The sequence below is a fragment of the Sunxiuqinia sp. sy24 genome, assembly GCF_052677165.1.
The window spans coordinates 86181-113159 of record NZ_JBQYLH010000019.1 but is presented as its reverse complement, the minus strand read 5'-3'; the positions used below and the strand labels follow the sequence as shown (position 1 = coordinate 113159).

The 26979-nt window shown below is 44.7% G+C and carries 26 protein-coding genes; 23 read left to right on the top strand and 3 right to left on the bottom strand.

The features are described from left to right. The first annotated feature begins 646 nt into the window (after nucleotides 1–646). From ACUNWA_RS16090 to ACUNWA_RS16040, 11 genes are all read left to right on the top strand, one after another. Nucleotides 647–1258: a hypothetical protein gene (locus ACUNWA_RS16090; RefSeq protein ID WP_445592950.1), complete on the top strand. Its 612-nt coding sequence runs from the start codon at nucleotides 647–649 to the stop codon at nucleotides 1256–1258. 427 nt (nucleotides 1259–1685) lie between these two features. Further along, nucleotides 1686–2405 carry a hypothetical protein gene (locus ACUNWA_RS16085; protein WP_445592949.1) on the top strand — a complete coding sequence of 240 codons (720 nt, stop codon included), beginning with the start codon at nucleotides 1686–1688 and terminating at the stop codon, nucleotides 2403–2405. A 201-nt stretch (nucleotides 2406–2606) separates the two neighbouring features. Beyond that, nucleotides 2607–3794: a GDP-mannose 4,6-dehydratase gene (gene gmd / locus ACUNWA_RS16080; protein ID WP_445592948.1), complete on the top strand. Its 1188-nt coding sequence runs from the start codon at nucleotides 2607–2609 to the stop codon at nucleotides 3792–3794. 149 nt (nucleotides 3795–3943) lie between these two features. Beyond that, entirely contained in the window at nucleotides 3944–5125 is a 1182-nt protein-coding gene (locus ACUNWA_RS16075; protein WP_445592947.1) for an adenylyltransferase/cytidyltransferase family protein, read from the top strand. 48 nt (nucleotides 5126–5173) lie between these two features. Then, a complete protein-coding gene (locus tag ACUNWA_RS16070) occupies nucleotides 5174–6307 on the top strand; it encodes a GDP-L-fucose synthase family protein (RefSeq protein ID WP_445592946.1) in 1134 nt (377 codons plus the stop codon). A gap of 972 nt (nucleotides 6308–7279) precedes the next feature. Continuing rightward, on the top strand, nucleotides 7280–8527 hold the full coding sequence (locus ACUNWA_RS16065) for a methyltransferase domain-containing protein (protein WP_445592945.1): 1248 nt from the start codon (nucleotides 7280–7282) through the stop codon (nucleotides 8525–8527). A gap of 162 nt (nucleotides 8528–8689) precedes the next feature. After that, the gene (locus ACUNWA_RS16060) at nucleotides 8690–9610 is read left to right on the top strand and encodes a hypothetical protein (protein WP_445592944.1); all 921 of its coding nucleotides are present in this window, start codon (nucleotides 8690–8692) and stop codon (nucleotides 9608–9610) included. A gap of 58 nt (nucleotides 9611–9668) precedes the next feature. Next, entirely contained in the window at nucleotides 9669–10583 is a 915-nt protein-coding gene (locus ACUNWA_RS16055) for a Ppx/GppA phosphatase family protein (RefSeq protein WP_445592943.1), read from the top strand. A gap of 31 nt (nucleotides 10584–10614) precedes the next feature. Then, a complete protein-coding gene (locus ACUNWA_RS16050) occupies nucleotides 10615–11778 on the top strand; it encodes a sigma-54-dependent transcriptional regulator (protein ID WP_445592942.1) in 1164 nt (387 codons plus the stop codon). Nucleotides 11779–12564: 786 nt separating this feature from the next. Next, nucleotides 12565–13047 carry a pantetheine-phosphate adenylyltransferase gene (gene coaD / locus ACUNWA_RS16045; protein WP_445592941.1) on the top strand — a complete coding sequence of 161 codons (483 nt, stop codon included), beginning with the start codon at nucleotides 12565–12567 and terminating at the stop codon, nucleotides 13045–13047. Further along, a complete protein-coding gene (locus tag ACUNWA_RS16040; RefSeq protein ID WP_445592940.1) occupies nucleotides 13022–14461 on the top strand; it encodes a peroxiredoxin family protein in 1440 nt (479 codons plus the stop codon). The genes coaD and ACUNWA_RS16040 overlap by 26 nt, the downstream gene beginning before the upstream one ends. On the opposite strand, the gene ACUNWA_RS16035 is transcribed toward ACUNWA_RS16040, so the two are convergent. Beyond that, nucleotides 14449–15075: an NUDIX hydrolase gene (locus tag ACUNWA_RS16035; protein WP_445592939.1), complete on the bottom strand. Its 627-nt coding sequence runs from the start codon at nucleotides 15073–15075 to the stop codon at nucleotides 14449–14451. The two genes, ACUNWA_RS16040 and ACUNWA_RS16035, sit on opposite strands and share 13 nt — an antisense overlap. A 33-nt stretch (nucleotides 15076–15108) precedes the next feature. Here ACUNWA_RS16035 and pyrE point away from each other — a divergent pair, with 33 nt between their 5' ends. From pyrE to ACUNWA_RS16000, 7 genes are all read left to right on the top strand, one after another. Next, on the top strand, nucleotides 15109–15741 hold the full coding sequence (gene pyrE / locus ACUNWA_RS16030; RefSeq protein WP_445592938.1) for an orotate phosphoribosyltransferase: 633 nt from the start codon (nucleotides 15109–15111) through the stop codon (nucleotides 15739–15741). 66 nt (nucleotides 15742–15807) lie between these two features. Then, entirely contained in the window at nucleotides 15808–16257 is a 450-nt protein-coding gene (locus ACUNWA_RS16025; RefSeq protein ID WP_445592937.1) for a hypothetical protein, read from the top strand. A 394-nt stretch (nucleotides 16258–16651) separates the two neighbouring features. After that, complete coding sequence (locus ACUNWA_RS16020) at nucleotides 16652–17350, top strand: hemerythrin domain-containing protein (RefSeq protein ID WP_445592936.1); 699 nt, start codon at nucleotides 16652–16654, stop codon at nucleotides 17348–17350. Continuing rightward, entirely contained in the window at nucleotides 17347–17949 is a 603-nt protein-coding gene (locus tag ACUNWA_RS16015) for a response regulator transcription factor (RefSeq protein WP_445592935.1), read from the top strand. The genes ACUNWA_RS16020 and ACUNWA_RS16015 overlap by 4 nt, the downstream gene beginning before the upstream one ends. A gap of 161 nt (nucleotides 17950–18110) precedes the next feature. Beyond that, nucleotides 18111–18857 carry a polyphosphate polymerase domain-containing protein gene (locus tag ACUNWA_RS16010; RefSeq protein WP_445592934.1) on the top strand — a complete coding sequence of 249 codons (747 nt, stop codon included), beginning with the start codon at nucleotides 18111–18113 and terminating at the stop codon, nucleotides 18855–18857. Between the two features lie 2 nt (nucleotides 18858–18859). Beyond that, nucleotides 18860–19540 (top strand): DUF4956 domain-containing protein, encoded by a 681-nt coding sequence (locus ACUNWA_RS16005; protein WP_445592933.1) that lies wholly within the window; start codon nucleotides 18860–18862, stop codon nucleotides 19538–19540. Then, complete coding sequence (locus ACUNWA_RS16000) at nucleotides 19540–20211, top strand: DUF2490 domain-containing protein (RefSeq protein WP_445592932.1); 672 nt, start codon at nucleotides 19540–19542, stop codon at nucleotides 20209–20211. Before ACUNWA_RS16005 ends, ACUNWA_RS16000 begins: the two co-directional genes overlap by 1 nt. Nucleotides 20212–20298: 87 nt before the next feature. On the opposite strand, the gene ACUNWA_RS15995 is transcribed toward ACUNWA_RS16000, so the two are convergent. Further along, a complete protein-coding gene (locus ACUNWA_RS15995) occupies nucleotides 20299–21654 on the bottom strand; it encodes a GntT/GntP/DsdX family permease (RefSeq protein WP_445592931.1) in 1356 nt (451 codons plus the stop codon). A gap of 55 nt (nucleotides 21655–21709) precedes the next feature. After that, on the bottom strand, nucleotides 21710–22453 hold the full coding sequence (locus ACUNWA_RS15990; protein ID WP_445592930.1) for a biotin--[acetyl-CoA-carboxylase] ligase: 744 nt from the start codon (nucleotides 22451–22453) through the stop codon (nucleotides 21710–21712). 312 nt (nucleotides 22454–22765) lie between these two features. Between ACUNWA_RS15990 and rsfS the strand changes: the two genes are divergently transcribed. From rsfS to ACUNWA_RS15965, 5 genes are read left to right on the top strand one after another with little or no spacing between them, the layout of a single operon-like run. After that, entirely contained in the window at nucleotides 22766–23143 is a 378-nt protein-coding gene (rsfS, locus tag ACUNWA_RS15985) for a ribosome silencing factor (RefSeq protein WP_445592929.1), read from the top strand. 5 nt (nucleotides 23144–23148) lie between these two features. Next, a complete protein-coding gene (gene ftsH, locus ACUNWA_RS15980) occupies nucleotides 23149–25176 on the top strand; it encodes an ATP-dependent zinc metalloprotease FtsH (RefSeq protein ID WP_445592928.1) in 2028 nt (675 codons plus the stop codon). Nucleotides 25177–25187: 11 nt separating this feature from the next. Then, nucleotides 25188–25823, top strand: a complete 636-nt coding sequence (locus ACUNWA_RS15975) for a LutC/YkgG family protein (protein WP_445592927.1) — start codon at nucleotides 25188–25190, stop codon at nucleotides 25821–25823. 9 nt (nucleotides 25824–25832) lie between these two features. Then, entirely contained in the window at nucleotides 25833–26039 is a 207-nt protein-coding gene (locus ACUNWA_RS15970; protein WP_445592926.1) for a putative signal transducing protein, read from the top strand. Then, nucleotides 26036–26851 carry a phosphatidate cytidylyltransferase gene (locus tag ACUNWA_RS15965; protein ID WP_445592925.1) on the top strand — a complete coding sequence of 272 codons (816 nt, stop codon included), beginning with the start codon at nucleotides 26036–26038 and terminating at the stop codon, nucleotides 26849–26851. Before ACUNWA_RS15970 ends, ACUNWA_RS15965 begins: the two co-directional genes overlap by 4 nt. Nucleotides 26852–26979: the final 128 nt, after the last annotated feature.

Genomic DNA, 26979 nt, shown 5'->3' with positions numbered 1-26979 from the left:
TCCTCCCCTCGCTTTTCGAAGAGAGGGGCAAAGCCTGCGAAGCTGGCTTGGGGAGAGTTCCCTGCCGATCGTTTAAGAGCAACAAAAACGAGCGGCTAATTGCCCGTCGTTTGCTACGACAACAATACAGCTACCTGTCCATCAGCTAAAAGAAACAAGCAATCACGCCCCCCCCCGCAGCAATTCCAATTCGCAGCAGGATTCCGAAACACATTCGGAAAGACCCAAAACTCCAGTCCGATTACACCAACTCCTCCCCTCGCTTTTCGAAGAGAGGGGCAAAGCCTGCGAAGCTGGCTTGGGGAGAGTTCCCTGACAGCGTCAAAAAGCCCCCCAAATCGCGGATCGAAAACCGCTATAGCTTAAAGTTCCATTACCTTTCGGCTTTAGCCAACGGGACAGGAGAACTGCACCGCCCAAGGCTTTAGCCTCATCAAAAGGGAAACTTACAGCCCCAACTACCGCCTACTCAAAGCCAGCCACAACAGTCAAAACCATCTTTTCTCGATACAAAACGAATAATCATTCATACCATCTCCCTATTTTCTGGGTATCTTCTGCGTTACTTCTGCGTATATTCCGTATATTTATACAGAGAAGATACATTGAATATACGTAGTAGTAACTTTTAATATTCGAGGATGCTATGGCAAAAATAGAAGATGGACTATTGGGATCAATATCAGGAAAACTGGGACCGTTGGTCGTGGTAAAACGAGGAGAGCGTTCGTATGTGCGGGCGGCTCCAACTTATTCGAAAGATTCCTGGTCGGAACGACAGATACAAAACCGGCAACGTTTTAAGGCGGTAAATGCCTTTTGCCGGCAACATCAGCAACAGGTTATTATCCCTATTTGGAATCAGCTGCCTGGAAATTCCAGTGGGTACCATCAATTTCTGAAAGCAAATATAGCTGCCTTTGATAGCCAGGGAGAGCTGGAAGATCCATCCATGCTTCATTTCTCCGAAGGCCCCTTGCCCCTTCCGTTTAAGTTACGTGCAAGCATTCAACAAGATCAACTGGAACTGAGCTGGCTGAATGACTCAAAACTCACAACAACACGACACAGTGATGAGTTATGGTATATGACGAGCTCATCGGAAAACATTAATGGCCCTTTCAAAAGTGATTTGACCCGTGGCATGGAAGGTGGCATGCTTAGCTTATCCGGGACTGAAGCCTGCACAGGACTTTACCTGTTTTTTGCATCATCTGACAGGAAAGCCTTTTCTCCCGACCGTTTTCTGTCTATCTAAGGACATTGGATCGGAAGCGACCGCAGCTCAACCAACAGAATACACCGACAGCAAAGTTCGTGGAGCATAGCGATAAGGTAACGGAATTGAGTCGTGAGTATCTTTTCATCACCTAACAAGATTTAACAACGGACTCGCACGGAGTTACACAAAGAGTAAGGCACAGGCACAGGCTGCCCCATGCTCTGAGCCCCATGCCCTCTGCTCGCCACGAACGCACGAATAATCTATCCTGTGAAGTTGACATCCAGAGCATTTTGCAGGACTGACAACTTTAACCTTGACACTTTAACCTGACAACTGACAACCGATCCACCACTTTTGTTGAATATAATCTTGTATCGCAAGAACAAAACTCTTTTCTTTGCATCGTGAAAGCTAGTTTTGGCTACTTATCAGACAAAAAATAAACGATTCAACGTCGACTATGAACGAATTAGTACTTGCCGGGCTAAGCTTCGGTATCGCCTTCGTGAGCGTATTTTTGGTTCAGCCTTCTGTTGCCCAGGTGGGACTGGCCAAGAACCTCACGGCAGCACCAGAAAAGAACTTCCCGAAGCTTCCTCTCTTGACCATGGGAGGTGTTTCCATGTTCATTGGCATCAACCTGTCGCTAGCACTTTGTAGCAGCGGTAAAGGATTTGGCAGCTTACACCCGCTTATTGCGGCCATGGTAATCCTCTTCTTCTCGGGCTTACTACTGGATACCAACATGACGTTTCGATACATTCGTCAACTGGCTAAATTACTGGCTGCGGCAGTGCTCGTTCTTCATGCCCGCGGCACCCAGGGAATATTGATCCCCGGGCTGCATGCCACACTGGACGCCCTTATACAAATAACTTTTGTAGTTGCCTTTATGTATGTCTTTCACGAACTGGCGCTGTACCGTAAAATGACCATGCTTTTGCTGGCGCTGGTTCATGCCCTGTTTTTTGTATTGATAAAAGGTTTTACCCTCGCAGCCTTTACCGGAATGTTGTTAGCTCTGGCACTCTCGGGCAGTCTGTCCGGCATACTGATCTATAGCCGCTATGCCCGGTATAAGAAGAAACCCTTGCCCTTGATCGGGCACACCGGCATTTTCCTCATCGCCATCATCCTGGCCTACCTGTGGCTCAAGCTGCTGGCGTTCTGGATCAACTAGCACATGAGGAAAAAGGCAGAGAGCATGGGGCATGGGCTAAATACAGACAGAACGAAACTGCCAACTGATTTGAGCAGCAAATCGTGAGTCTCGAGTATTAAAATCGTGTATCTTAGCATCCAGAAAAAAGATTTAACCGCAGTATTGCGCCGAGCGAGACAACTGATAACTGATAACTGATAACTGACAACATCACATAATATGACACAAAAAGTAGCCTTAATTACCGGAATCACCGGACAAGACGGAGCCTATCTGGCCGAATACCTGCTAAAAAAAGGGTATCTCGTTCATGGCATCAAACGACGTTCATCCTTGTTTAATACCGACCGGATCGACCACCTGTATCAGGATCCGCATGTCGAAAACCGCAATTTGGTGCTCCATTACGGAGATATGACCGATAGCATGAACTTAACGCGCATTGTGCAGGAAGTGCAGCCCGATGAGATCTACAATCTGGCAGCCATGAGCCATGTAGCCGTAAGTTTCGAAACGCCCGAATACACCGCCAATGCCGATGGTATCGGGACACTGCGCCTGCTGGAGGCTGTTCGTCTGCTGGGGCTCACCCAGAAAACACGAATTTATCAAGCCTCAACCAGCGAGCTCTATGGCATGGTTCAGGAAGTTCCGCAAAAGGAAACCACACCGTTTTACCCACGCTCGCCTTACGCGGTAGCCAAGATGTATGCCTATTGGATCACGGTCAACTACCGTGAAGCGTATAAGATGCACGCCAGCAACGGGATCCTGTTTAATCATGAATCGCCTATTCGTGGGGAAACCTTCGTTACCCGCAAAATCACGCGAGCGATCAGCCGCATTGCGCTGGGCATGCAAGACAAGGTGTACCTGGGGAACCTGTCGGCTAAACGCGACTGGGGGCATGCCAAAGATTACATCAAAGCCATGTACCTCATACTGCAACAAGAAAAAGCCGATGACTATGTGATTGCCACCGGCATTACCACCACCATTCGCGACTTTATTAAACTGGCCGTTGCCGAGATTGGGCTGGAAGTTACTTTTCGAGGTGAAGGAGAAGCAGAAAAGGGATACCTCACGGCCATTGATGAAGCTGTATTCTGTGAAAAAGTAGGCGAACAATACCTGGAAGGTATCAAAGCCCGAATCGCAACAGACATTCAATCGGGCACTGCGCAGGACCTTCATGCTGTTGTGGCTGTCGATCCGGCCTATTTCCGTCCAACCGAGGTTGATCTGCTGATTGGCGATCCAACCAAATCCCAAACGGTCTTAGGCTGGAAGCCTGAATATGACCTCAACGGATTGGTACAAGACATGATGCAATCGGATATTAAGCTCATGCAGAAAGATGCTTTGCTGCGCGACGGAGGTTACCGAACGTTAAATTACTTCGAGTAGCAAGGTGAAAATGAGAGGGTGAGACGGTGATAAGATGAGATATTATAAATGAGGTGCTCAATGTCTCAGTGCTCAAATTCTCACAGTCCCAGCGCTCACACTCTCACAGTCCCAGTGCCCAATATCCAATTGCTAAAAAATAAACACGTATGGAGAAACTACAAAAAAACAATACTACGCAAAAAAAGGTATTCGTATCCGGTTGTTACGACCTGCTGCATTCGGGGCATGTCGCATTTTTTAAGGAAGCCTCTCAATTTGGCGATCTCTACGTAGGGATTGGCTCCGATAAAACCATCGAGGACTTAAAAGGACGTCATACCATCAACAGCGAACAAGAGCGCCTATACATGGTAAAGTCGGTCCGCCACGTAACCGATGCCTTCATCAATTCAGGCAACGGAATTATGGACTTCGAACAGGAACTAAAAGACCTGGAGCCCGACTACTTTGTGGTTAACGAAGATGGCTACTCTCCTGCCAAGAAAAAGATGTGTGCCGAATTGGGAATCGAACTCAAGGTACTGGAACGAATTCCGGATGCTGGCTTGCCAGCACGCTCAACAACAGCCATCCGCTCTTCGGATAACTGCACCCTGCCCTACCGAATTGACCTGGCAGGAACGTGGATCGACCAGCCGTATGTTTCGAAATACCATCCCGGCTGGGCCATCACCCTTTCGCTGGAGCCCATCATTGAATACAATGAACGCTGTGGCATGAGCACCTCAACACGTAATGCGGCCAAGAAAATATGGCCCTACACACTCCCGCTTGAAAAGCCCGAACGCCTGGCAGAGATCCTCTTTAAGTTTGAAAATGATCCCGGGTCCGAACTCATATCAGGAGCTCAGGATGCCATTGGAATTTGCATGCCCGGACTGGTCAGACATTACTACGATGCGGCCTACTGGCCCAAACAGTTCGAATCGGTAAACGATGAAGAAATTCTGAACTGGCTCGAAGACCATCTTTATATGGTTCTGTTGTGGCCCCGCCGCAATGGACTCGATTTGTTAAAAGAAACCTACATCAATACCGACAATGTAAAACGATTGGCCACTGCCTCAGAACAAGCCTGGTCAGCCATTATGCAGAAAGATCTACCTGCTTTTGCCAAAGCTTTCCGGGATTCATTTCAGGCTCAGACAAGCATGTTCCCGGCCATGATTAGCGAGGAAATTAATCAGGTGATTGAGAGCTACAAGTCACAGGCTTTGGCTTGGAAACTGGCTGGAGCCGGTGGTGGTGGTTACCTGATTCTATTATCTGAAGAACCCATAAAAGGTGCAATGCGCATTAAAGTCCGCCGGAAAGAAACCGGGATTTAGTCCTTGCCCTCGTTCACCAATATAATCATCCGAATGAATGTATTCAATATGAAAAGAGATAGCAAAATATATGTTGCCGGTCATAAAGGACTCGTGGGTTCTGCCCTCTGGAAAACCCTTCAGAATAAAGGCTACACGAATCTGATTGGACGCTCACTGGAAGAACTGGACTTGATGGACCAGACAGCCGTAGCCCATTTCTTTGAATCGGAAAAGCCCGAATACGTAATTCTGGCAGCTGCGAAAGTGGGAGGCATTGTCGCCAACAACACTTATCGGGGTCAGTTCATCTACGAGAACTTGCAAATACAGAACAACGTTATTCACCAGTCGTATGTGCATAGGGTAAAAAAACTCCTGTTTCTTGGCTCCACGTGCATCTACCCGAAGAACGCGCCACAACCCATGCCCGAAGACTGCCTGTTGAACGATGTACTGGAATACACCAACGAACCCTACGCCATCGCCAAGATTGCCGGACTCAAAATGTGTGAAGCCTACAACATGCAGTATGGGACGAACTTCATTTCGGTTATGCCTACCAACCTGTATGGCCCCAATGACAATTTCAACCTGGAAACATCGCACGTCTTGCCCGCTATGGTTCGGAAAATTCATTTATCCAAGTGCCTGGAAGATCGCAATTGGAATGCCATCCGCGACGACCTGAATAAACGCCCGGTGGAAGGGATGGATGGAACAGCCTCCGATGAAGACATCCTCTATCTGCTGAAAAAGTATGGTATCCATTTGCACCAGTCAAATGCTGAAGAGGAAACACGACTCTTCACGCCTTCAGCAGCTCAACTACAACCCGTATCCCTCGATTTATGGGGAAGCGGCAAACCCATGCGCGAGTTCCTCTGGTCGGAAGATATGGCCGACGCCTGTGTGTTCTTGTTGGAAAACCGGGACTTTGAAGATATCAAAGCAACAAGTGGCGACGAGGTACGAAACACCCACATCAACATCGGCACCGGAAAAGAGATATCCATCAGCCAGCTGGCGGAAACCATCCAAAAGACAATCGGTTTTCAGGGAAATATTGACTTTGACCGCACCAAACCCGACGGAACCCTTCGCAAGCTAACCGATCCTTCCAAACTGCACAGCTTGGGATGGAAGCATAAAATAGAACTGGAAGAAGGCGTTCGCCTGATGTATCAACATTATTTGGAGTAGCAGGACAAAGGACAAAGGGCAAAGGGCAGGGAGCATAGGGCGAAGGGCATAGCGCTAAAATAACAAGCGCACTCAACCTACAACCGATAAGTCCCCCACTTCGCCAACAGGCGAAAAGAACGGCCTACGAGGGTTTTGAAATAGTAAACCAGGGAAGGAATCCGCGCGGGTACGAACGTACGAGCTTATGAACGTACGAACGCGCGAATCGATGACCAGCAAGACCTGCTTCCCCCACTTCGCCGACAGGCGAAAAGCGCGTTGGGCGAAAATTTGGCCCGGGCCAGCGGGAGCATTGCGGGCGGAAGGATGAAATTTTCTAGATTTTTCTTTGTTTCGTTTCTTTTCATCGGAAAAGAAATGAAAAGTACCGCTGGGATAACGCATTGACCAACAAAACAACCACCTCCCTTTCGTGTTGAGCAAAAATACGAGGCCACGAATGTACGAAGGTACGAATCGATGACCAGCAAGACCTGCTTCCCCCACTTCGCCGACAGGCGAAAAGAACGGCCTACGAGGGTTTTGAAATAGAAAACCAGGAAAGGAATCTGCGCGGGCACGCGCTAAGAAAACCCTGTTTGACGACCAGCGGGAGGAGTTGGTTTTCGGGGAGTGACTGATCCGTCGTTTTCGTTCAAAAGCATTGTCAGCCTTGATTCTTTTGGTTCCTTTTCTCATCTAAGGAGAAAAGGGACTGGCATCAGGGCAAAGCCCAAGCATCAACAATGAAAGCTTATGGTAAAACTATTCAATACGAATCGGCGGCAAGGAAACCGCCGCGCCCTGCAAAATAAATTCAGACCGAAGAGCTCCAAACGTGAATCTATTAAGCAAAAACAATCGTATCATCAGCATAACATCTGTTCATTTGTTTTTAGAACATCTATTTTTCGTGTGCTCCTTCGCCTTTTATTCAGGCGTCCCGGCAGACCAAAATGGGAAAATTTATTCAAAATAAATTAGAACCACATGAAAAATCAATCATCGGGAACATGTAACTTCTGCCAACATCATCTTCGTCACCTTGTTACTGATCTAGGCATGCAACCGCTTTGCGAGGATAAAATCCGACAACAAGACCTCTACAAGATGGAGCCTCACTTCCCGCTCAAAGTCTATGTTTGTGAAAAGTGTTTTTTAGTGCAGGCTCCCCCGGTCGTCTCCCCGGAGATCATCTATCGGGACTACGCCTACTATTCCTCCTACTCGGACACTTGGCTTGCCCACGCAAAAAAATACGTTGATTACGCAATCAAACGATTTGAGATCAATACGGATAAGCTGGTTGCTGAAATCGCCAGCAATGATGGTTACCTGCTTCAATACTTTGCAAGCAAAGGAATTCCGGTTTTAGGAATTGACCCATCCTACGAAATCGCCCAATACGCAGAGAGAGAAAAGGGCATAAAAACGGAAATTAAATTTTTTGGCTATCAAACGGCGCAGTACTTGGTTGAGACTTACGGACAGGCCGACCTGCTCATTGGCAATAACATCCTGGCTCACGTCCCCGATATCAATGACTTTGTTAGGGGAATGAAACATTTCCTGAAAGAAGGCGGGGCAATCACCATGGAATTCCCGCACCTTGAACGGCTTATTGCCGACAATCAGTTTGACACGATTTACCATGAACATTTTTCCTATTTCTCGTTCACAACGGTAAAAAATATTTTCGACCGTTACAATCTGTCCCTTTTCGATGTGCAAAAACTTAAAACACATGGCGGCTCAATCAGAATTCACGCCTGCCACAAGGGAGACAAATCCAGACCCATCTGTAAAACGGTACATGAACTCTTAAAGCATGAACACGAAATAGGCATGGACAGCCTGACTTATTACAATCAGTTCAATGAAAAAGTAAAAGAAACCAAGCGTAAAATACTTGAATTCCTGATTGAAGCGAAACGAAAAGGCAAACAAGTAATTGGATACGGCGCTCCAGGAAAAGGAAACACCCTGCTCAATTACTGTGGGGTGAGAACCGATTTCATCGACTATACCGTAGACCGAAATCCCCATAAACAAGGCAATTTTCTACCCGGAAGCCACATCCCCATCAACCACCCCGATAAGATCAAGCGAACAAAACCAGATTATGTATTGATCCTCCCTTGGAATTTGAAAGAAGAGATCATCACCTACAACAGCTACATACGCGAATGGGGAGGAAAGTTTGTCATTCCCATTCCGGAGCTGACAATCATCGACTAACCCGGGTCACTTTGAAAAAAAGAGAACCTCCTTGAGAAAGGCTGGCCCAACAGACAAGTCCCCTCTTCATTCTTCGTTCTTGATTCCGGGCTCTTGACTCTCACAACCCCAGCATGACTCCCCCATATTTTTGCATGCCTAAAGGGAAACCCATATTTTTACATGATGACAAAACCCGTTGTACTTCTTTTGCTCCTGATGATCAGTTGGAATAGCCTATTGGCCCAACGGGAATCGACTAACAATTTTGTTCCCTATTACCCGGGGCTTAAAGACTACAAAAACATTTTAATTGCTCCGGGAGCTCTTGGCCCCAATGCACTGCCCATTCCTGCTATTTTGAATGGCAAAGTAGGTACTGATAACCTGTTTCGCCTCTCCACCGATTACTATTTTCGCGATGGCGGAGGCGACAACGGACACAGCCTGATGCTCAACGTTCGATTTCCGGTGGTGCAAAACTTCATGGCTTTTGAGCTGCAATGGAACCTATTGGAGTATTTCCATACTACCAATGAAGTGCGGGATATTCTTCAACTTTATAAGGATGACCCAGGATGGACAAGCGTCAAGGGAGACATTATTTTAAGCACCTACATCCAATTAATAAAGGAACGCTCGTTTTGGCCAGCCATTCTGCTAGTGAATGCTGTAAAAACCACCAGCGGAAGCATCAACGATGGGCGGGCAACCGACCTGCCTGCTCATTGGCATTATTTCAGTCTGGGCAAGCAGTTATTGAATTACGGCCGGTTTCAGTATCGACTCAATGCCATGGCCGGTTTTTACACGTGGCAGACCAATCAATCAGATCTGGAACAAAATGAAGGCTTCCTCTGGGGGCTGGAAAGTCAATTCAACTACGGCAAACTTGAGCTAGGCGTGGGAGCATCGGGCTACAATGGCTGGAAGTGGTACGGAGAAGACCGCCCCATCCAACTGAAAAGCAGACTAGTCATCAACAATCCGCAGATCAACTATTTTATAGAATACAAAACCGGCCTGCAGGATTATTACTACAGTTCCTTCAACCTGGGCCTTACCTGGCACCCGCTGTCGCCATTCCGTTTAGACGGCCACTAAAGGATACTCCCTTTCACTCACAATTTTTATCTTTGCCAGCATATAATTTAGTCATACCATGAAACTCGCCATAATTGATCTGGGAACGAATACCTGCAACCTGCTGATAGCCGAAATCACCGGAAAAAGCTATACCCTTCTACACCAAGGAAAAGTTGGGGTGAAGCTGGGCAAAGGAGGTATCAACCAAAACACGCTGCCCCCCGAAGCTTTTGATCGGGCAACTGCCGCGCTACACGCACACAAACAGACGATCGCCCGCTATTCGGCCGATAAAACACTGACACTGGCAACCTCAGCGGTACGCGATGCTACCAATCAAGCTGAGTTCACCCAACACCTGCTTATCGAAACCGGCCTTACCCTGGAAACCATCTCCGGGGAACGGGAAGCTCAGCTGATATTCGAAGGTGTCCAACTGGCCTTAGGCAAGCTTCCCGACCACAGCCTTATCATGGATATTGGTGGCGGAAGCAACGAATTTATCGAACCCCGGAATGATAAAATTTTCTGGAAGGCAAGTTTTCCGCTGGGCATGGCCCGTGTGTTAGAGCAACTCCCCATTTCAGACCCTATCAAGCCCGATGAGTTGGAAGCCGTGGAAAGCTGGTTTCAGAATGGCTTGGAAGAACTTTGGGAGCAGCTGGATGCCAAGCCAGTGAATCAGCTCATAGGATGCTCAGGCGCCTTCGACACCTTGGCTGACTTACTGGATGAAACACCTCCCGGCGTAAAAACCCGTCAACAACAAGTCATTCCTCTTCATGATTTTAACCGGATAGCCGACCAGGTCATCTATTCAACCAAAGCACAGCGCGATCAAATGATTGGGATGGAACCGCTGCGCGTGGAAATGATTGTGCCGGCACTCATCCTTATTCGACTGAGCATTCAGCGGCTGGGCATACGCGAAATCCTCCAAACCGATTATGCACTTCGCGAGGGCGTTTTGTTCGAATGGATTAATGATTAATTTTGAAAGAACTAAAATAAAAAGCACACCCATGTCAAAAATATTAGTAATCGACGATGAGCGCAGTATCAGAAATACGCTGAAGGATATTCTGGAGTTTGAAAAATACCAGGTCGACCTGGCTGAAGATGGTCAAAAAGGAATTGATCTGATCCGGAAGAATGAATACGATATTGTTTTGTGCGACATCAAAATGCCGGGCATGGATGGCATTGAAGTCCTTGAAAAGATCCAAATACTGGCACCCGATGTACCCGTGGTGATGATCTCAGGCCATGGAAATATCGATACCGCGGTAGAATCGATCAAAAAAGGAGCGTTTGACTACATTGAAAAACCGCTCGACCTCAATCGCCTGCTAATCACCATCCGCAATGCCATGGACAAATCGAACCTGATTACCGAAACCAAGGTGTTGAAAAAAAGAGTCAACAAGAAATATGAAATTGTCGGGCAATCCAAAGCCATGACGAGAATCATTGAGATGGCCGATAAGGTGGCCACAACTGATGCCCGCGTGCTCATTACCGGAGCCAACGGAACGGGCAAAGAGCTGGTAGCCCGTAGACTACATGACCAAAGCAATCGTTCTTCCGGCCCGTTCATCGAGGTCAACTGTGCCGCTATTCCTTCAGAATTGATTGAAAGTGAGCTCTTCGGACATGAAAAAGGAGCCTTTACTTCGGCCGTTAAACAACGCAAAGGAAAGTTTGAGCAAGCATCGGGTGGAACACTCTTTTTAGACGAGATTGGCGACATGAGCCTCTCTGCCCAGGCCAAGGTGTTACGTGCCTTGCAAGAAAACGTCATCACCCGTGTGGGAGGTGATAAACCCATAAGAGTAGATGTGCGTGTGGTGGCGGCAACCAACAAAAACCTGAGCGAAGAGATTGACAATAACAACTTTCGCGAAGACTTGTACCACCGACTGAGCGTGATTCTGATTCAAGTACCAACACTGAACGAACGGGACGAAGATATTCCGGAACTCGCCAACCACTTTATCAAACAAATTTGCGGCGAATATGGTATGCCCGAAAAAACCATTACCGATGAGGCCCTGGTTAAATTACAACAAATTAATTGGACCGGTAATATTCGTGAATTTCGAAATGTCATTGAACGTCTGATCATTTTGGGCAATAACCCCATTACTGACAGTGATGTTGAAACCTTTGCGGCTCCCTTCAAATAGCTACACCTTAAACACAAATAGAGTGGATGCAAATCATCTCTGGAAGACTTGAAAAAACCGGCACCCGGGTCTGAAAATCACGACAACAATCACTCGGTAGTGATTTCCATTTTCTGGCTTGTAGAAAAAAGTCTGGATCACGTGTTTGCCTTGTGGCTAAAAGGGCATTCAAACATGGAAAGAAACTCCATTTCGGGAGGGAACATGCCCTCCGTCGGGTTTGCCTTTTTTAAAAGCCATACAACATGTTTTTCAGGAATGATCAAACTTCTTCTACCATTTATTGTTATAACAGAACGAAAGATTACCGACCGTAGAAAGACATAGGAGAAATTAAGGAGACCCTCTGAAACCGGAATGTTTTTGTTGTTGTCATGGCGTATTTAAACACTTCACCCCGTGGTTTATTGTTTCCCGGGGAACGGACCGAATTTCAAGGGTTTCCTTTTTTCTTTAAGCATGCTCGCCTCCCATTTATTACGTTCAAAAAACAACATGACATTCACTGCCTCTCAACTGTTAGGCCAATCGCTTTGCACTTTGAAATAGTCAACGGCAAGCAATCAATCCCCAAAATCAGATAGCCCTCCATGCTGTCGTAAGTTCGTTTTATCCCGAGCAAAAAAAAGCCCCATAACGAGCTAAATAATTGCCGAATGACAGTCCCTCTCCTGAGTTTTACCCCCCACCCTCAGATCAGTCAATCGCAATAAGCCTTCGCTTATCGAATAATTGCAAAGAAATACCGTTATATTTGAACGCTAAAAATATAAAAACACGCAAACTATGAAACGTGTCGCCATATTTCCCGGTTCGTTTGATCCGTTTACAATTGGACATGAAAGTATTGTAAGAAGGGCCTTGCCTATGTTTGATAAAATCATCATCATGATTGGTTATAACACCAACAAGCAATCCTTCTTTCCCATTGAAAAACGGATGAAATGGATCAACCAGATTTTTGACGATGAAGCCAAGGTAGAGGTACAAACCCATGAAGGACTGACTGTTGACTTTTGCAAAAAGGTAAACGCCAACTACATCCTCAGGGGCTTGCGCACGTCGGCTGACTTTGAGTACGAGCGTGCTATTGCACAGGTCAACAAAAAAATGCATCCGCAAATTGAAACAGTTTTTCTATTGACCAAACCCGAGCATACGCCGGTTAACTCCTCCATTGTACGCGACATTATTTTGCATGGTGGCGATGCCAGCATGTTTTTACCCAAAAAGTTAAACATGGATGAATTTAAAAAAGATGAAGCTTAAAAACCTCCTTCTTTTTTTCGTTTTCACCCTTGTCTTTTTCCAGCTTTCGCAGGCACAGCAAACCGTTGTGCTGTCGGGCAAGGCACCGGAATACAGCGGATATCTCATTGACCTATACAGCTACTCAGATCCGATATCCGAAGAGAAGCAATTGCTCACCCGATTGTCGATTGCTTCGGATGGCCGTTTTCAGTCAAGCTTCAACTTGCAGGAAACGACCTTTGTCTTTACCTCGTTTGATGCCTACCGGGCTTCCCTGTATCTGGTTCCGGGCGAACACTACGAATTGATTTTACCTCCGCTAAAGCAGGTGCCGGCCAGCCAAAAACGCAGTCCGTTTTTTGAGGCTGACGAAATTGCCTTCGCCATACAAAACAGCAACGCCCAGGAGCTCAACCGGCAGATTGAACAATTTGAGCTAGCGTACCTGAAGGAAGAAAGCCGCTACTTCAACCAAATCTATCATCAGCAATCGCAAGCCGCTGTTGACTCTTTAGAAAAACATTTGCAACAAGCTTTCCCGCAAACGTCCAATGCCTATTTTGAGCGCTACAAATTTTACCGGATGGCTTTTGCCCAATTTGCGCTGCACCAAGGAAAATCGAGTGAATTCATCCAAAACTATTTCATTGACCAGAAGCCCAATTTAGATATACCACCTTGCGCACAGTTATTTAAACAACTATTTTCCAACCATTTTGATTTTGAAGGAAATAAAATCCGGGGCCATGAATTTAAACGACTGGTGGCTCAAGCAAACTTAACAGGCATTGAAGCTTACCTGATAACCCAAAATGGATGGAACAGCGAACTAAGCCGGCTGGTTATCCTCCAATCTATTAACGATGCTTATTTCCAGGGAAAGTTCTCGCAACGCAGCTTACTTCGACTCCTAACTCAAATTGAGGCAAGTTCGTGGGCTCAAAGCCAAAAAGACATCGCCAGCCGCCTGAAAGCCAAATTAACGTACCTGAAGCAGGGCAGTTTGGCGCCTAATTTTTCGATGACCGATTTCAGCGGGCAGCAGCACCAGTTAAGCGATTTTACCGGGAAGTATGTTTATCTGAATTTCACGCGGGTGGCCAATCCCATTTGCCGTCAACATTTGGATCAGCTGAAAACATTGGCTGCCCCCCTTCAGCAGGAACTACACATTCTGAACCTGATCATGCCCGATGAAGCAAATAAGAAAGCCTTGATCGGCCAACAAAACTGGCCCGGAACCTTTTATGTGATTGATGAACAGACGGCAGACAAATACCGTATCTCGGGTTTCCCAATTGCCTACCTGGTAGATCGAAGCGGACGCCTGGCTCTATCGCCAGCCCCCAACCCACTCGATGGTTTCGAGCAGCATTTTCTCAAGCTATTGAAGCAAAAAAAACTAAACGAGCTTCGCAATCAATCCAAGTAAGACGCAAGCAAATCCTTTAAGTTTCCATAAGTGTCACGGCAAATCGCTGGAAGGTCAGTCTTTGAAACCCAACGCACCTCCTGAATTTGCTCTTCCACTTGTGGTACCAAACGTTCAGAGCCTGTATAATCCATCTTAAACCAATGTGTTTCCTTCAATACCCAATTATTCTCCGTTGGAAGATAAGGTGATCGATACAGATGAAACGTTGAAGACAGCTTCTTATCAATAGTCATCCCCGAGATCCCACATTCTTCCTCTACTTCTCGGATAGCGGCCACTGCCGGACTCTCCCCCTCTTCAATTTTTCCTTTAGGAAGATCCCATTTATCCAATCGTCTGATGAATAAATAATCTCTTTCGGCCTTAGTTACCAGACCACCTGCTGCCGGAATTAAGGCCATATTCTCGCCCAACATTTCCATCAGGTCTAACCGCTGTTTACTGACAATTAACAGCTTTACAACATGTTTGCTTCTTTCTAAACTTAGAAGAAGTTCACGAAAATCAGCAAATCGCTCAATTTCAACAGCTTGAATAATGTTATCTTTAGGTGAATTGTTGATTTCAGCTCCCCAAAGCAGCTGGTGCTCATTGAAAAAAACTTTGTACATTTGTCCCGAAAACAGATTAAACATTTTTTGATTATGCAAGATATTCATGTTGAGGTTACGAAAAAACTCGTACAAATAAACACAATAAAAATTCAACCATCAAGCCCATTTACCTGGGCTTCAGGATGGAAAGCTCCAATCTACTGCGACAACCGCAAAATTTTATCTCACCCCGAAGCGCGTACTTTTATCCGTGATCAGTTTGTTAAACTAATTCGCGAAAAATATCCTGAGGCGGAGGTAATTGCCGGAGTTGCCACCGGAGCTATCGCTCACGGAATGTTGGTTGCTCAAGAACTCGGCTTACCCTTCATCTATGTTCGTGCGAAACCAAAAGATCATGGTTTGGAAAACCTGATTGAAGGCGACCTAAAAGCCGGACAAAAAGTAGTTATCATTGAAGACCTGGTTTCAACAGGAGTTAGCAGCCTGAAAGCAGCCGAAGCAATTGCTAACTTTGGTGGCGATATTTTGGGCATGATGGCAATTTTCACCTACAACTTCCCAATTGCTAAAGAAAACTTTGAGCAAGCAGGAATTGAGCTGACAACTTTAAGCCGGTACAAAACATTGATCGATGTGGCGTTGGAATCTGGCGAAGTTAAAGAATCGCAAGTTGAATCGTTAAACCAATGGCGTCAAGATCCAGCCAATTGGGGTAGATAAGAAATAAAACAATTTATAGTTATTCCCCGGACTACATTCCGGGGATTTTTTTTGAATAAAAAATTTATGGCACTAAGTAAATATACCAGCGAAATTAAATTTGTTGACCACAATGAAGAAGTGATCTTCAATTTTCTTTCGAACTTTGAAAATCTGTCGCAGTACGTGAACGAAAGTTTATTGCAAAAGGTCAGTGAACAAGTTCCGCAAATCAAGGTTACCGACTTTGAGTCGGACAATGATTCGTGCCGTTTTAACATTAGCGGCATGGGGCAGGCTGAAATTCGAATCGTCAACCGAGAGCCTTTCAGAACCATCAAGATAGAAAGCTCTGGTAGTCTGCCAATCGAAATCATTTTTTGGATTCAATTGTTGCCGGTCAGCCCCTACCAAACAAAGATGAAGCTGACCTTGCATGCCGAAATGGGGATGATGATCAAGATGATGGCGGGCAAAAAGCTAAAGGAAGGAATCAATCAGCTAGCCGACGTGCTGAGCAAACTACCTTATCGCTAGAACTTTAGTCGCAAAGCCATAGATCCATTTGCCAAAAAGTAAAAGCTCGGTTTACTCAGAGGTTGATCGCACGACTTTGCTCATTTCACAGAAAAGCAGCCCCGAAGGTGATGGAAAACAGTTGAACAATCGAATGCTACGGTTTCCCATCATCTTCTTTTTATCTTCAACCAATTGCTGTTTGAATCTCCAATTGATCGCATGTTATCGTATTTCCCCTTCCGGCCGAACACGATTATTAGGCGATTTTCGAAAAAGGCAAAACCGATTGGTTTAGAGATACATTCATAATCACAAACTGACTTATTGGCAATTTTATTCAAATTCTTAAAAAAAAGTTTAATCTAAACACTCGAACGGCTGTTTATAGTACAATACATAAAACACAATACCTATGGAATTATTCAGGAAAGAAGATAAGATGTCCTCCTTAATTACCCGAAACTACAACCTGCTGCCGGTCATCAACCGCTTTGGCATTCAGCTCGGATTCAAGGAAAAAACCATTGGAGAGATTTGTACGGAAAAACAAATCAATGTCGACTTCTTTCTGGCCATCGTCAACACCTATACCGATGATAGTTATTTCCCGGAAGCCGAATTTTTATCTTTTTCGCCCCTCCTTCTGATTGACTATCTGAAAAACACCCACCAATATTACATCAATTATGTACTTCCGAAGATTGAACGTTTGCTAAACCAGGTTTTGCTGAGCTGCAAAGACAATTGCTCAAGCCTGAAAATGATCAACACTTTTTACCTGAAATACAAAACAGAACTGCTGCTTCACCTCAAGCTTGAAGATGAAAAGGTTTTTCCTTATATCATCCATTTATACAAAAATAAAAAGCTACCCTCCGAGGGCTCTTTCCTGGAAGTGATCGAGAATGAGCACACCAATGTTGAAGTTAAACTGAGCGATTTGGAGAACCTGATTATTCGTCACTTGAGTCCCAATTACGAAGACAATGCGATGAACGAATTTTTAACCGCGCTGCTTCAGTTTGAAAACGATTTGAATGATCATGCGCGCATTGAAGACCACATCTTAATTACTCAGGTTGTTGAGTATGAAAAAGAACTGAAAAAATGAAAGAAAACGTCTTCATCGTTCATCGTTCTGAGATCATCAGAAAAGGACTGACTCTTATTCTTCAGGAATATTTCAAGATGGAAATCACCCAACTCACGTCCGCCAAAGACCTCAATTCCTTTTCAGGCATAAGCAACAGCACCATGATTTTAATGCTGGAGGCTCAGTCAGATAGGAACCAGGAAGCCATTGACTTACTAAAAAAGAACAATGATGTTTCGCTTGTTGGTATTTATGGGGAAAACGAAGAGGAACGTTTAGCAGAAATGTTCGACTATCAATTAACGCTTTATGCTTCACCCATCCAAATTCAGACACTGATTCAGGTTATCCGGCAATCGGGCAGCAAGAATAAAAGTACGATGATAGAAAGTGGTGAGCTGACCATCCGGGAAAAAGATGTCATCAAGTTAATTGCATTGGGACTGGCCAATAAAGAAATTGCTGATAAACTGTTCATCAGCATCCATACCGTCATTTCGCACCGGAAAAACATTACCGAAAAGCTGGGCATCAAATCCATTTCGGGGCTTACGGTATATGCCATTATGAACAACTTGCTGGATCTTCAGGATATCAATCCCGAGGAACTAATTTAAAGAATCGTACTATCTGGGAAAATCATAAAACTAGCGACTGGTTGATAAATCAGCCTGATGATGTATTTCGCTTTATGCAACAAACAATATCAGTTTAATTTGTAGTAATTCAAGTCGAATTCTATTATATTGCCAAACCGCTCAACTAAAGTAAGCTAACGATGAATGCGAAACATGCTTCACGTTTCGAAACGATTGGACTGGAAGACTTGGAGCAGGTTCAATTGATGGAACGGACGGATAAAAAATTTTTGGTTCCTGTAACAATGCTGCCAAGCATTCTCCAGGAAATAGAGCTTCATTATTTCATTTTGGAAATTAATGCCAAACGGCTTCAGCAGTATCATACCCACTATTTTGATACCGCTGATGACCTGCTTTACAGTAACCACCACAACGGTAAACTCAATCGCTACAAAGTTCGCAAGCGAACCTATGTCGACACCCAAGCCAGCTTTCTGGAAGTCAAACAAAAAACCAACAAAGGAAAAACCATTAAGCAACGTCTTCCAATAGAGGAAAATCATCCGGCTTTGAATGAACAGGAAAAAGAATTCATACGCCGGGTCTCCCCCATCAATCCCGACAAGTTACTTCCCAAATCGGCCAATCAGTTTCAGCGTCTAACCCTGGCCGACAAGCAACTTACTGAACGGTGCACCATCGATTTCAATCTTCAGGTTAAAAGTGACAGCCGAATTGTCACGTTGGAGGAATTCGCCATAATCGAAGTAAAACAAGACCGCTTTTCCCGGTCATCCATGCTTACGAATTGCCTGTTTGAAAACCGGATCAAGCCCATGGGATTTAGCAAATATTGCATTGGACGAGTCCTTGTCGAAGATAACATAAAAAAAAATACCTTTAAACCCAAGATCAGAACGCTGACTAAACTAATTCAAAACTAACTATGCTATCATCGGTCTTATTATCAGCACAGCTAATTGAATGGATTGAAGAAATCCGCTTTCTCGACATCAAGCTCATCAATGTTGAAGATTTTATCGAGTTACTGGTCCGATTTCTTTTCAACGGGTTTGTTCTGTTGCTTATCATTCGGTACCTCTACGCCCGAAACAGCAAACGAAAAGATTTCTTTTTCAGCTACTTTGCCGTGGGCATCACCGTTTTTCTGCTCTGTTTTCTGCTCGAAAGTGTAAAACTGGAGCTGGGCTTCGCCTTGGGCCTGTTTGCCATCTTTGGCATCATTCGCTACCGCACCGACCCTATTCCCATCAAGGAAATGACCTACTTGTTTGTAGTCATTGGCGTTTCGGTCATTAACGCACTGGCTAACAAAAAAGTCAGTTACATCGAATTGGTGGTTACCAATGGCGTGCTTGTTGGCGGCCTGTATTTTTTAGAGCGGATTCTGATGCTTCGACAGGAGTACTCGCTTGAAATCCGCTATGAGCGAATTGAAAACATCCACCGTTTGAAAGAAGAAGAACTAATCAACGATTTGCGGGAGCGAACCGGAATTGAAATCAAACGCTATGAAATCAATAAAATTGATTTTCTTCGAGATATTGCCAACATCACCATTTATTTTGATCCGATTGAAAACTCACGCTACCAAATAAAACAATAATGATCATTCGCGAAAAACATTTCAAAGCTGTTTTGGCTATCGCTTGCCTGAGTCTGCTCTTCTTTTCAACGAATCGTTCGTATGCCCAAGCCTCTGAATGGAACACCTGGGCCTCCCTGGAGTTGACAAAAGACTTTGGAGATAAATTTAAAGCATATCTTTCTCCACAAATCCGCTTCGCCAACAAAGATGGAGTAGATGAATACTTCCTGGAAACCGGCGTGAAATACGATCTTTTCAACTTTTTGGAAGTGAGTGGAAACTACCGCTACCTGGTTAATGAGCGAAAAACCAAGTCTACAGAATATTTTCATCGCATTGCTTTTGACTTGACCGGAAAGTATGAGATCAACCGACTGGAGTTTGCCTTGCGCACCCGCTATACCAACTACGACGAGCTGGATAACAACGAAGGGTTTAATGACGCCACCCTGCGCTACCGCTTAAAATCAGAATATGACATTCCGAACATGAAACTCACCCCTGCCGTTGGAGTTGAATTTTTTCACCAGCTGGAAAACAAGGAAATCAACAAAATAAGATACATCCTCGGGGCTGCCTATAAAATCAACAAAAAGCATAAAGTAGAACTCGACTATCTCTTACATACTTATCCACTTAAAGACGGCCATACCAATATCTTGGCATTGGAATACAAAATTGACTTCTAGAAATGGGTTATTGGGGAGAAAATAACAGAAACACCAAAAGGCTTGTCTGTAAATGCTTTTGGTGTTTTTTGTCTTCGAAAATAAGACTCACACCACATAGCTCAGCAGCAACACAAAAGTAAACCCCACCACCGAAATGATGGTTTCCATCACGGTCCACGAACGAAGAGTTTCCTTTTCATTCATTCCCAGATATTTCCCAACCAACCAAAAACCACTGTCATTAACATGTGACAGAATCGTTGATCCGGCAGCGATGGCTAAAACAAGTAAGGCTTTGTCGATCTGCGACAGATCAAAAAACGTAATCAAGGGTGCCATAATTCCGGCTGCAGTAATCATCGACACCGTTGCCGACCCTTGAACCACACGGACCACCACTGCAATCAAATAAGCCAGCACAATAGGAGGCATAGCTGATTCGGCCAGCCGTTCGGCCAACATTGCTCCCACACCGCTATCAATTAAAATTTGCTTAAAAACGCCACCCGCACCTGTCACCAGAATAATCAGGCCGGCAGGCCCCAGCGCTTTGTTCGACAACCTCATGATCTGGTCTTTGTTGAACCCTCGCTTAATCCCCAATACATAGATAGCCAGCAGGGTCGAAATAATCAACGCAGTAAACGGATGCCCCAGCAAGCCAATGGTTTGATACACCTGCTCATTTTTAAGAATCGCTTTATCATGGAGCACTTCAGCCATCGAACTAGCCACAATGAGAAGCAAAGGCAAGGCAATGATTAACAGGATGGTCCTAAACGAGGGAAGTCCTCCCTGTTCATTTTCCGGTTTCCGTTCTGAAAAAAAATCCGGAGCCTTAATCTTAATTTTTCGGCTGATGTAACGCCCAAAAACAGGGCCGGCAATAATGGCGGTTGGCACCCCAACAATAAAGCCCATGACAATGATCCACCCCAGCTGAACATCCAGAATTTCGGCCACAGCAACCGGCCCGGGTGTGGGAGGAATAAAGGCATGAGTAACAGCCAGTCCTGCCAGCAAAGGAATAGCATAATACAATACTGACCGCTTAGCCTGCTTAGTCAGCTCATAAATGATCGGAATAAGGATGATAAAGCCCACATCAAGAAAAACCGGAATGGCAACAATAAACCCGGTTAGCATCAAAGCCCAAGAAGCTCGTTTCTCGCCAAAATATTTCAATAAACTTTGAGCAATCGATTCGGCACCACCAGAAGCTTCAAGCATCTGTCCAAAAATGGCCCCTAGCCCCACCACCGTCGCTACAAACCCCAAGGTATTCCCCATACCATCCTGCATACTTTTAATAATCAGGGAAAAATCCATTCCGGTTACGAGGCCAACAAGCAGGCTGACAATCAACAAAGAAATAAAGGCATGGATTTTTAACTTCAGAACAAGAAACAACAGTAAAAGAATGGCAAAAACAATTCCAGCAAGGAGCAACAGTTCATTCATCGTTATTGGTTTTGATTACCTTATCACCTGATTTTCAACCGAAACAAAACGCCCCTTACAAATAGCTCACCTCTTTGAAATGATATTCATGAATGGGACCATCTTTTTCTTCGATTCGGAGCTGTCCAATGTCATTTACCCCAATGATTTTGCCGGTATAATGGTGGTTTTCATCCTGAAAAGGATGCCACTCTTCCAGTCGGTAAAGCTTTTGTTCGAATTCCTCATCCAACTCATCAAACTGCCCCTGAACCAGTTGCTGATAATAATAGTCGAGGTGCGTTAAAAGCTCTTGCAGCGTTGCCTCCAGTGGATACTCATTTCCGGTAACCATTTTTAATGAAACGGGGTTCGGCGCATCAGACAGAAAAACGGTTTGATTCACGTTCAACCCAATACCAATGATGGACTGGCTGAGTTGCCCGCTCATAATGGAGTTTTCAATCAGCATACCACATACCTTCCGGTCGTGCACATAAATATCATTAGGCCATTTTATCTTAACCCCTTCGGTACAGGAACTTAAAAAACGCTCCAAGCCAAGGCAAACTGCCTTCGAAAGCATATACTGTTTATAAATCTCCAGAAAGGCCGGACGCAGTACAAGCGAGAATGTCAGGTTCTTGCCGGCTTCACTCTCCCAACGACTTTCAAGCTGCCCACGGCCTGCCGTTTGATCGTATGCCAAAAAGACAGTCCCCGTTTCTATGTCATTCTCACGCACTTGACTGGTGGCATAGTTATTGGTACTTGCTGTGCGTTCAATTGTTTTAATAGATTGACCGATATGTTGACCCATGCGTTTTAAGTATTAATAAGCTCACAATAAACTATTTTTTTTTGATTCAAGTGTTTATCTTTAATCGTTCGAACAGAACAGCTGTTATTTACAGCTAAAAAAACAATAATGATCTTGTTGTGTTTATGTCTTCATGGCCATTTCAGCACACTTTAAACAGAGAAATTTTGATGTTAAAACCAGAATTCAAGAATAAACAAAAATCATTAAACTTTATAAAAAAGGACGCTGACATAAACACATTGAATCAGATGAAAGTATTTCCATCAAAATAAGTGAAAAAATTTATCTTTGTAGTTCTAAATAAAATCTATGCAAAAAACACCAATAGGAAACAATAGTAAGCAATTAACTGATGCCATTCTGGAAGGGATTCAGAGGATAAAGGGAATGGACATTGTAAAAATAGACTTAACAAAAATTAATCATTCAGAATGTAATTATTTCATTATCTGCCACGGAAACTCCACCACACAAGTTGACGCTATTGCTCGTTCAGTAGAGAATACGGTTGAAGAGATGGTTGGAGAAACAGTTTGGCACAAGGACGGCTACCAAAATTCAGTCTGGATCCTATTGGACTATGCTGATGTCATGGTACACATCTTTCAACATGAATCACGCAAGTTTTACGATTTGGAAAATCTTTGGGCTGATGCAGCCATCGAATACATACAAACAGAAAATTAGACGAAATGGCAGAAAATAACAACAAAAATAAACAGCGGCCCAACCTGGGGAATTTTAAGACAGGGGGGAAACCGCCAAAATTTAACCCTTACTGGATTTACGGAATTGTGATCATCATTTTTCTGGCCATCCAATTTTTCAGTTTTGGAGGGGGGCCGGTAAAAACCACCTGGAACGAGGTGAAAAACACCATGCTGGTAAACCATGACATTAAACGCATCGTAGTTGTCAACCGCGATGAAGCACAGGTCTACCTGAAAGAAGACAGCTATGACGCCTATGCCGATAAGTTAAATACAGGATTTGGAGCTCCATCCAAATTTGGTCCTCACTTCGTATATACCATTGGTTCAGTTGAAACCTTTGAGAGCAATCTTCAGGAAGCGCAAGCTAACTTTAACGATTCGGATAAGGTTCCGGTAGAATATTCAACCGTGCATGATTATTTTGGAGAACTCCTCAGCTGGATTCTTCCCTTCCTGATCATTATTGCTATTTGGTGGTGGATTTTCCGTCGCATGAGCAAAGGATCCGGAGGCGGTGGAGGTGCCGGGAATATTTTCAACGTTGGAAAATCGCAAGCCAAAGTGTTCGATAAAGACTCGCGAGTAAGCACCAGCTTTAAAGATGTTGCGGGATTGGCAGAGGCCAAACAGGAAATTGAAGAAGTTGTGGCTTTCTTAAAAAGCCCGGCCAAATACACCAAGCTTGGTGGTAAAATCCCAAAGGGAGCTCTACTTGTAGGACCTCCGGGAACAGGAAAAACCTTGTTGGCCAAAGCCGTTGCAGGCGAAGCGAATGTTCCGTTTTTCTCTATGTCTGGTTCCGATTTTGTTGAAATGTTCGTCGGTGTAGGAGCATCACGGGTTCGTGACTTGTTTAAGCAAGCGAAAGAAAAAGCCCCTTGTATTGTTTTTATTGACGAAATTGATGCCATTGGTCGTGCCCGGGGACGAAACCCCAACATGGGATCGAACGATGAAAGAGAAAACACACTGAACCAGCTGTTAACCGAAATGGATGGTTTTGATACCAACTCTGGTGTGATCATTTTAGCAGCGACTAACCGGGCTGATATGCTTGACCGCGCCTTGATGCGTGCCGGACGCTTCGACCGCCAGATTCATGTTGAATTGCCCGATCTGAACGAACGTCGGGAGATTTTTCAGGTACACCTGCGTCCGATCAAATTATCCGACGATGTCGATGCCAATTTCCTGGCCAAACAAACTCCTGGTTTTTCAGGCGCTGATATCGCTAACGTATGTAATGAGGCGGCACTCATCGCCGCCCGTAAAGATAAAGACAAAGTAGGCCGTCAGGATTTTCTGGATGCCGTTGACCGAATCATTGGTGGACTGGAAAAGAAAAATAAAATCATTTCAAAAGACGAAAAACAACGGATCGCCTTTCACGAAGCCGGGCACGCAACAATTAGCTGGCTGCTTGAACACGCCCATCCGCTGGTTAAAGTAACCATTGTTCCGCGTGGGAAAGCACTGGGCGCTGCCTGGTATTTACCAGAAGAACGTTCATTAACAACCAAAGAACAGTTGCTGGACGAAATGTGCTCGGCACTTGGCGGACGTGCAGCAGAAGAGATCATTTTTGGAACCATCTCCTCTGGTGCGCAAAACGACTTGGAGAAAATTACCAAGCAGGCCTATGCCATGATCAGCATTTTTGGAATGAGTGAGAAAGTTGGTAATGTAAGTTTTTACGATTCAAGCGGTCAAAACGAGTATGGCTTCACCAAACCTTACAGTGAAAAAACCGCAGAACTGATCGATGCCGAAGCTAAAGTATTGATTGACTCACAATATCAGCGGGCCGTTCAAGTGTTGAAAGAGAACGCAGAAGGCCACCGGAAACTCGGCGAACGCTTACTCGAAAAAGAGGTTATCTTCGGAGAAGATCTGGAAGAGATCTTCGGGAAACGTCCATGGGTTCGTGAAGAACTAACGGCTGAAAAGCAAACCGTTATCACGGCAAAGCCAGCTGATGAAACAACTGACCAAGCCACATCAGCCTAAGTCAAATTAGTATGAGTTCATCCAAAGAGAACATACTCAATCGCTTAAAAGAAGCTCAAAATAAAAGGGGTGGGAAAGCAAAAGCCCGCCCCGACTTTGAATCGCCTATCTACCTGGATTTTGAAAAACAGGCAACAGACAGCTTTAAAGACAATCTTGAGCTGATTGGCGGACAGGTTCTGCAAGTAAAGAACCTGGAGGAAGCCCTGACCGAATTAAAGAAGCTTGTGCAAGCTGAAAATCTGTCGAACCTGATATGCTTGGAACCACACTTGCAAAAGGTACTTGACGGACAGCTTCCTTTTGAAAAATCATTGCATGATTTAAAAAACATTGGGGTTGGCATTACCAGTTGCGAATTTCTGATTGCACACCTGGGATCAATCCTCGTAAGTTCAGCCTCTGTGGCTGGTCGGCGTCTACATGTATTCCCTGAAACCCACATTGTTGTCGCCCACACGGGGCAGCTTGTCAACTTCCTTGATGATGCGCTAGAGCAACTTGACGCCAAGTATCCGGATAGACTTCCGAGCATGATCACCAACATTACTGGTCCAAGTCGAACGGCAGATATTGAAAAAACATTGGTCATGGGAATGCACGGACCAAAAAAATTATTCGTACTTTTAGCTGACGAACCGTTTTAAAACCCAACCATGGAAAAGGATTTAATCATTGTTTATTCTTCCGATCAGGATTATCAGATCCAGATTGCCAAAGAATTGCTGGATGAGAACGACATTGAATCTTTCACGCTAAATCAGCACGACTCAGTCATCCCAACAATCGGACTTATTGAACTTTATGTGAACATAAAAGATCAACAAGCCGCAGAAAAAATCCTCAAAAAGCTAAAACGTTGAAAAACCTTTTTGTCAGAACACTTACCGGAATAGCTTTCACAGGGGTTGTCATCGGTAGTCTTTTACTAAGTGAATACACCTTTGGTATCCTCTTTCTTTTTATCCTCATTATCGGGCTAAAGGAATTCTTCAGTTTCTTTAAAAACGCGGATATATCACCCAATCACTTGTTGGCAACAGCCATTGGCTGCATTTTTTTTATCACCTTCTTTTTGGTTGGCGCAGGCATTTTTCCGCCCAAAAGTTTTTATTGTCTGATCCCGATTTTCCTATTAGTTTTCATTGCTGAATTATATCGAAAAAAACAGCTCCCTTTTGAGAATATGGCAGCGGGTATCCTGGGGCTAATCTACATCGCCCTACCGCTAAGCATGATCAGTCTGTTGGTATTTAAAGCTGACCATAGCTACAATCCATCCCTTCTTTTGGCTCTTTTTATCATTATCTGGACCTATGACTCGGGGGCTTACCTGTTTGGCATGAGCTTGGGCAAGAATCGCCTGTTTGAGCGCATTTCTCCTAAAAAGTCATGGGAAGGAGCGATTGGCGGAGCTTTCTTGGCTCTTGTTGCCGCCGGACTTATTGGTCACTACTTCATTCCAGAAATTGCCTTGCACCATTGGTTAATCCTTGCAGCAATAACCGTCGTTTCAGCAACTTTTGGCGATCTGACCGAATCCTTATTCAAACGCCAATTCAAACTGAAAGACAGTAGTAACTTTTTACCCGGACATGGTGGTATTCTGGATCGATTCGACAGCCTGTTTTTTGCGGTACCATCGGTCGTGCTGTACTTCAAGCTATTTGTTTAAGCCCAAGCGGCAAAGCTAAAAAGTAAGCTCATTCTATACTCAAAATTCAATAAAAAAGGGGCTAAAAACACTTCGATTTACGGGACTACAATTAATTTCCTTACTTTTGCACTAATTAATTCGGGAGG

Bases quoted from the DNA above. Each gene is read 5' to 3' on its own strand.
- ACUNWA_RS16090 (WP_445592950.1), top strand. From the start codon at position 647: ATGGCAAAAATAGAAGATGGACTATTGGGATCAATATCAGGAAAACTG.
- ACUNWA_RS16085 (WP_445592949.1), top strand. From the start codon at position 1,686: ATGAACGAATTAGTACTTGCCGGGCTAAGCTTCGGTATCGCCTTCGTG.
- gmd (WP_445592948.1), top strand. From the start codon at position 2,607: ATGACACAAAAAGTAGCCTTAATTACCGGAATCACCGGACAAGACGGA.
- ACUNWA_RS16075 (WP_445592947.1), top strand. From the start codon at position 3,944: ATGGAGAAACTACAAAAAAACAATACTACGCAAAAAAAGGTATTCGTA.
- ACUNWA_RS16070 (WP_445592946.1), top strand. From the start codon at position 5,174: ATGAAAAGAGATAGCAAAATATATGTTGCCGGTCATAAAGGACTCGTG.
- ACUNWA_RS16065 (WP_445592945.1), top strand. From the start codon at position 7,280: ATGAAAAATCAATCATCGGGAACATGTAACTTCTGCCAACATCATCTT.
- ACUNWA_RS16060 (WP_445592944.1), top strand. From the start codon at position 8,690: ATGATGACAAAACCCGTTGTACTTCTTTTGCTCCTGATGATCAGTTGG.
- ACUNWA_RS16055 (WP_445592943.1), top strand. From the start codon at position 9,669: ATGAAACTCGCCATAATTGATCTGGGAACGAATACCTGCAACCTGCTG.
- ACUNWA_RS16050 (WP_445592942.1), top strand. From the start codon at position 10,615: ATGTCAAAAATATTAGTAATCGACGATGAGCGCAGTATCAGAAATACG.
- coaD (WP_445592941.1), top strand. From the start codon at position 12,565: ATGAAACGTGTCGCCATATTTCCCGGTTCGTTTGATCCGTTTACAATT.
- ACUNWA_RS16040 (WP_445592940.1), top strand. From the start codon at position 13,022: ATGAATTTAAAAAAGATGAAGCTTAAAAACCTCCTTCTTTTTTTCGTT.
- ACUNWA_RS16035 (WP_445592939.1), bottom strand. From the start codon at position 15,075: ATGTACAAAGTTTTTTTCAATGAGCACCAGCTGCTTTGGGGAGCTGAA.
- pyrE (WP_445592938.1), top strand. From the start codon at position 15,109: ATGCAAGATATTCATGTTGAGGTTACGAAAAAACTCGTACAAATAAAC.
- ACUNWA_RS16025 (WP_445592937.1), top strand. From the start codon at position 15,808: ATGGCACTAAGTAAATATACCAGCGAAATTAAATTTGTTGACCACAAT.
- ACUNWA_RS16020 (WP_445592936.1), top strand. From the start codon at position 16,652: ATGGAATTATTCAGGAAAGAAGATAAGATGTCCTCCTTAATTACCCGA.
- ACUNWA_RS16015 (WP_445592935.1), top strand. From the start codon at position 17,347: ATGAAAGAAAACGTCTTCATCGTTCATCGTTCTGAGATCATCAGAAAA.
- ACUNWA_RS16010 (WP_445592934.1), top strand. From the start codon at position 18,111: ATGAATGCGAAACATGCTTCACGTTTCGAAACGATTGGACTGGAAGAC.
- ACUNWA_RS16005 (WP_445592933.1), top strand. From the start codon at position 18,860: ATGCTATCATCGGTCTTATTATCAGCACAGCTAATTGAATGGATTGAA.
- ACUNWA_RS16000 (WP_445592932.1), top strand. From the start codon at position 19,540: ATGATCATTCGCGAAAAACATTTCAAAGCTGTTTTGGCTATCGCTTGC.
- ACUNWA_RS15995 (WP_445592931.1), bottom strand. From the start codon at position 21,654: ATGAATGAACTGTTGCTCCTTGCTGGAATTGTTTTTGCCATTCTTTTA.
- ACUNWA_RS15990 (WP_445592930.1), bottom strand. From the start codon at position 22,453: ATGGGTCAACATATCGGTCAATCTATTAAAACAATTGAACGCACAGCA.
- rsfS (WP_445592929.1), top strand. From the start codon at position 22,766: ATGCAAAAAACACCAATAGGAAACAATAGTAAGCAATTAACTGATGCC.
- ftsH (WP_445592928.1), top strand. From the start codon at position 23,149: ATGGCAGAAAATAACAACAAAAATAAACAGCGGCCCAACCTGGGGAAT.
- ACUNWA_RS15975 (WP_445592927.1), top strand. From the start codon at position 25,188: ATGAGTTCATCCAAAGAGAACATACTCAATCGCTTAAAAGAAGCTCAA.
- ACUNWA_RS15970 (WP_445592926.1), top strand. From the start codon at position 25,833: ATGGAAAAGGATTTAATCATTGTTTATTCTTCCGATCAGGATTATCAG.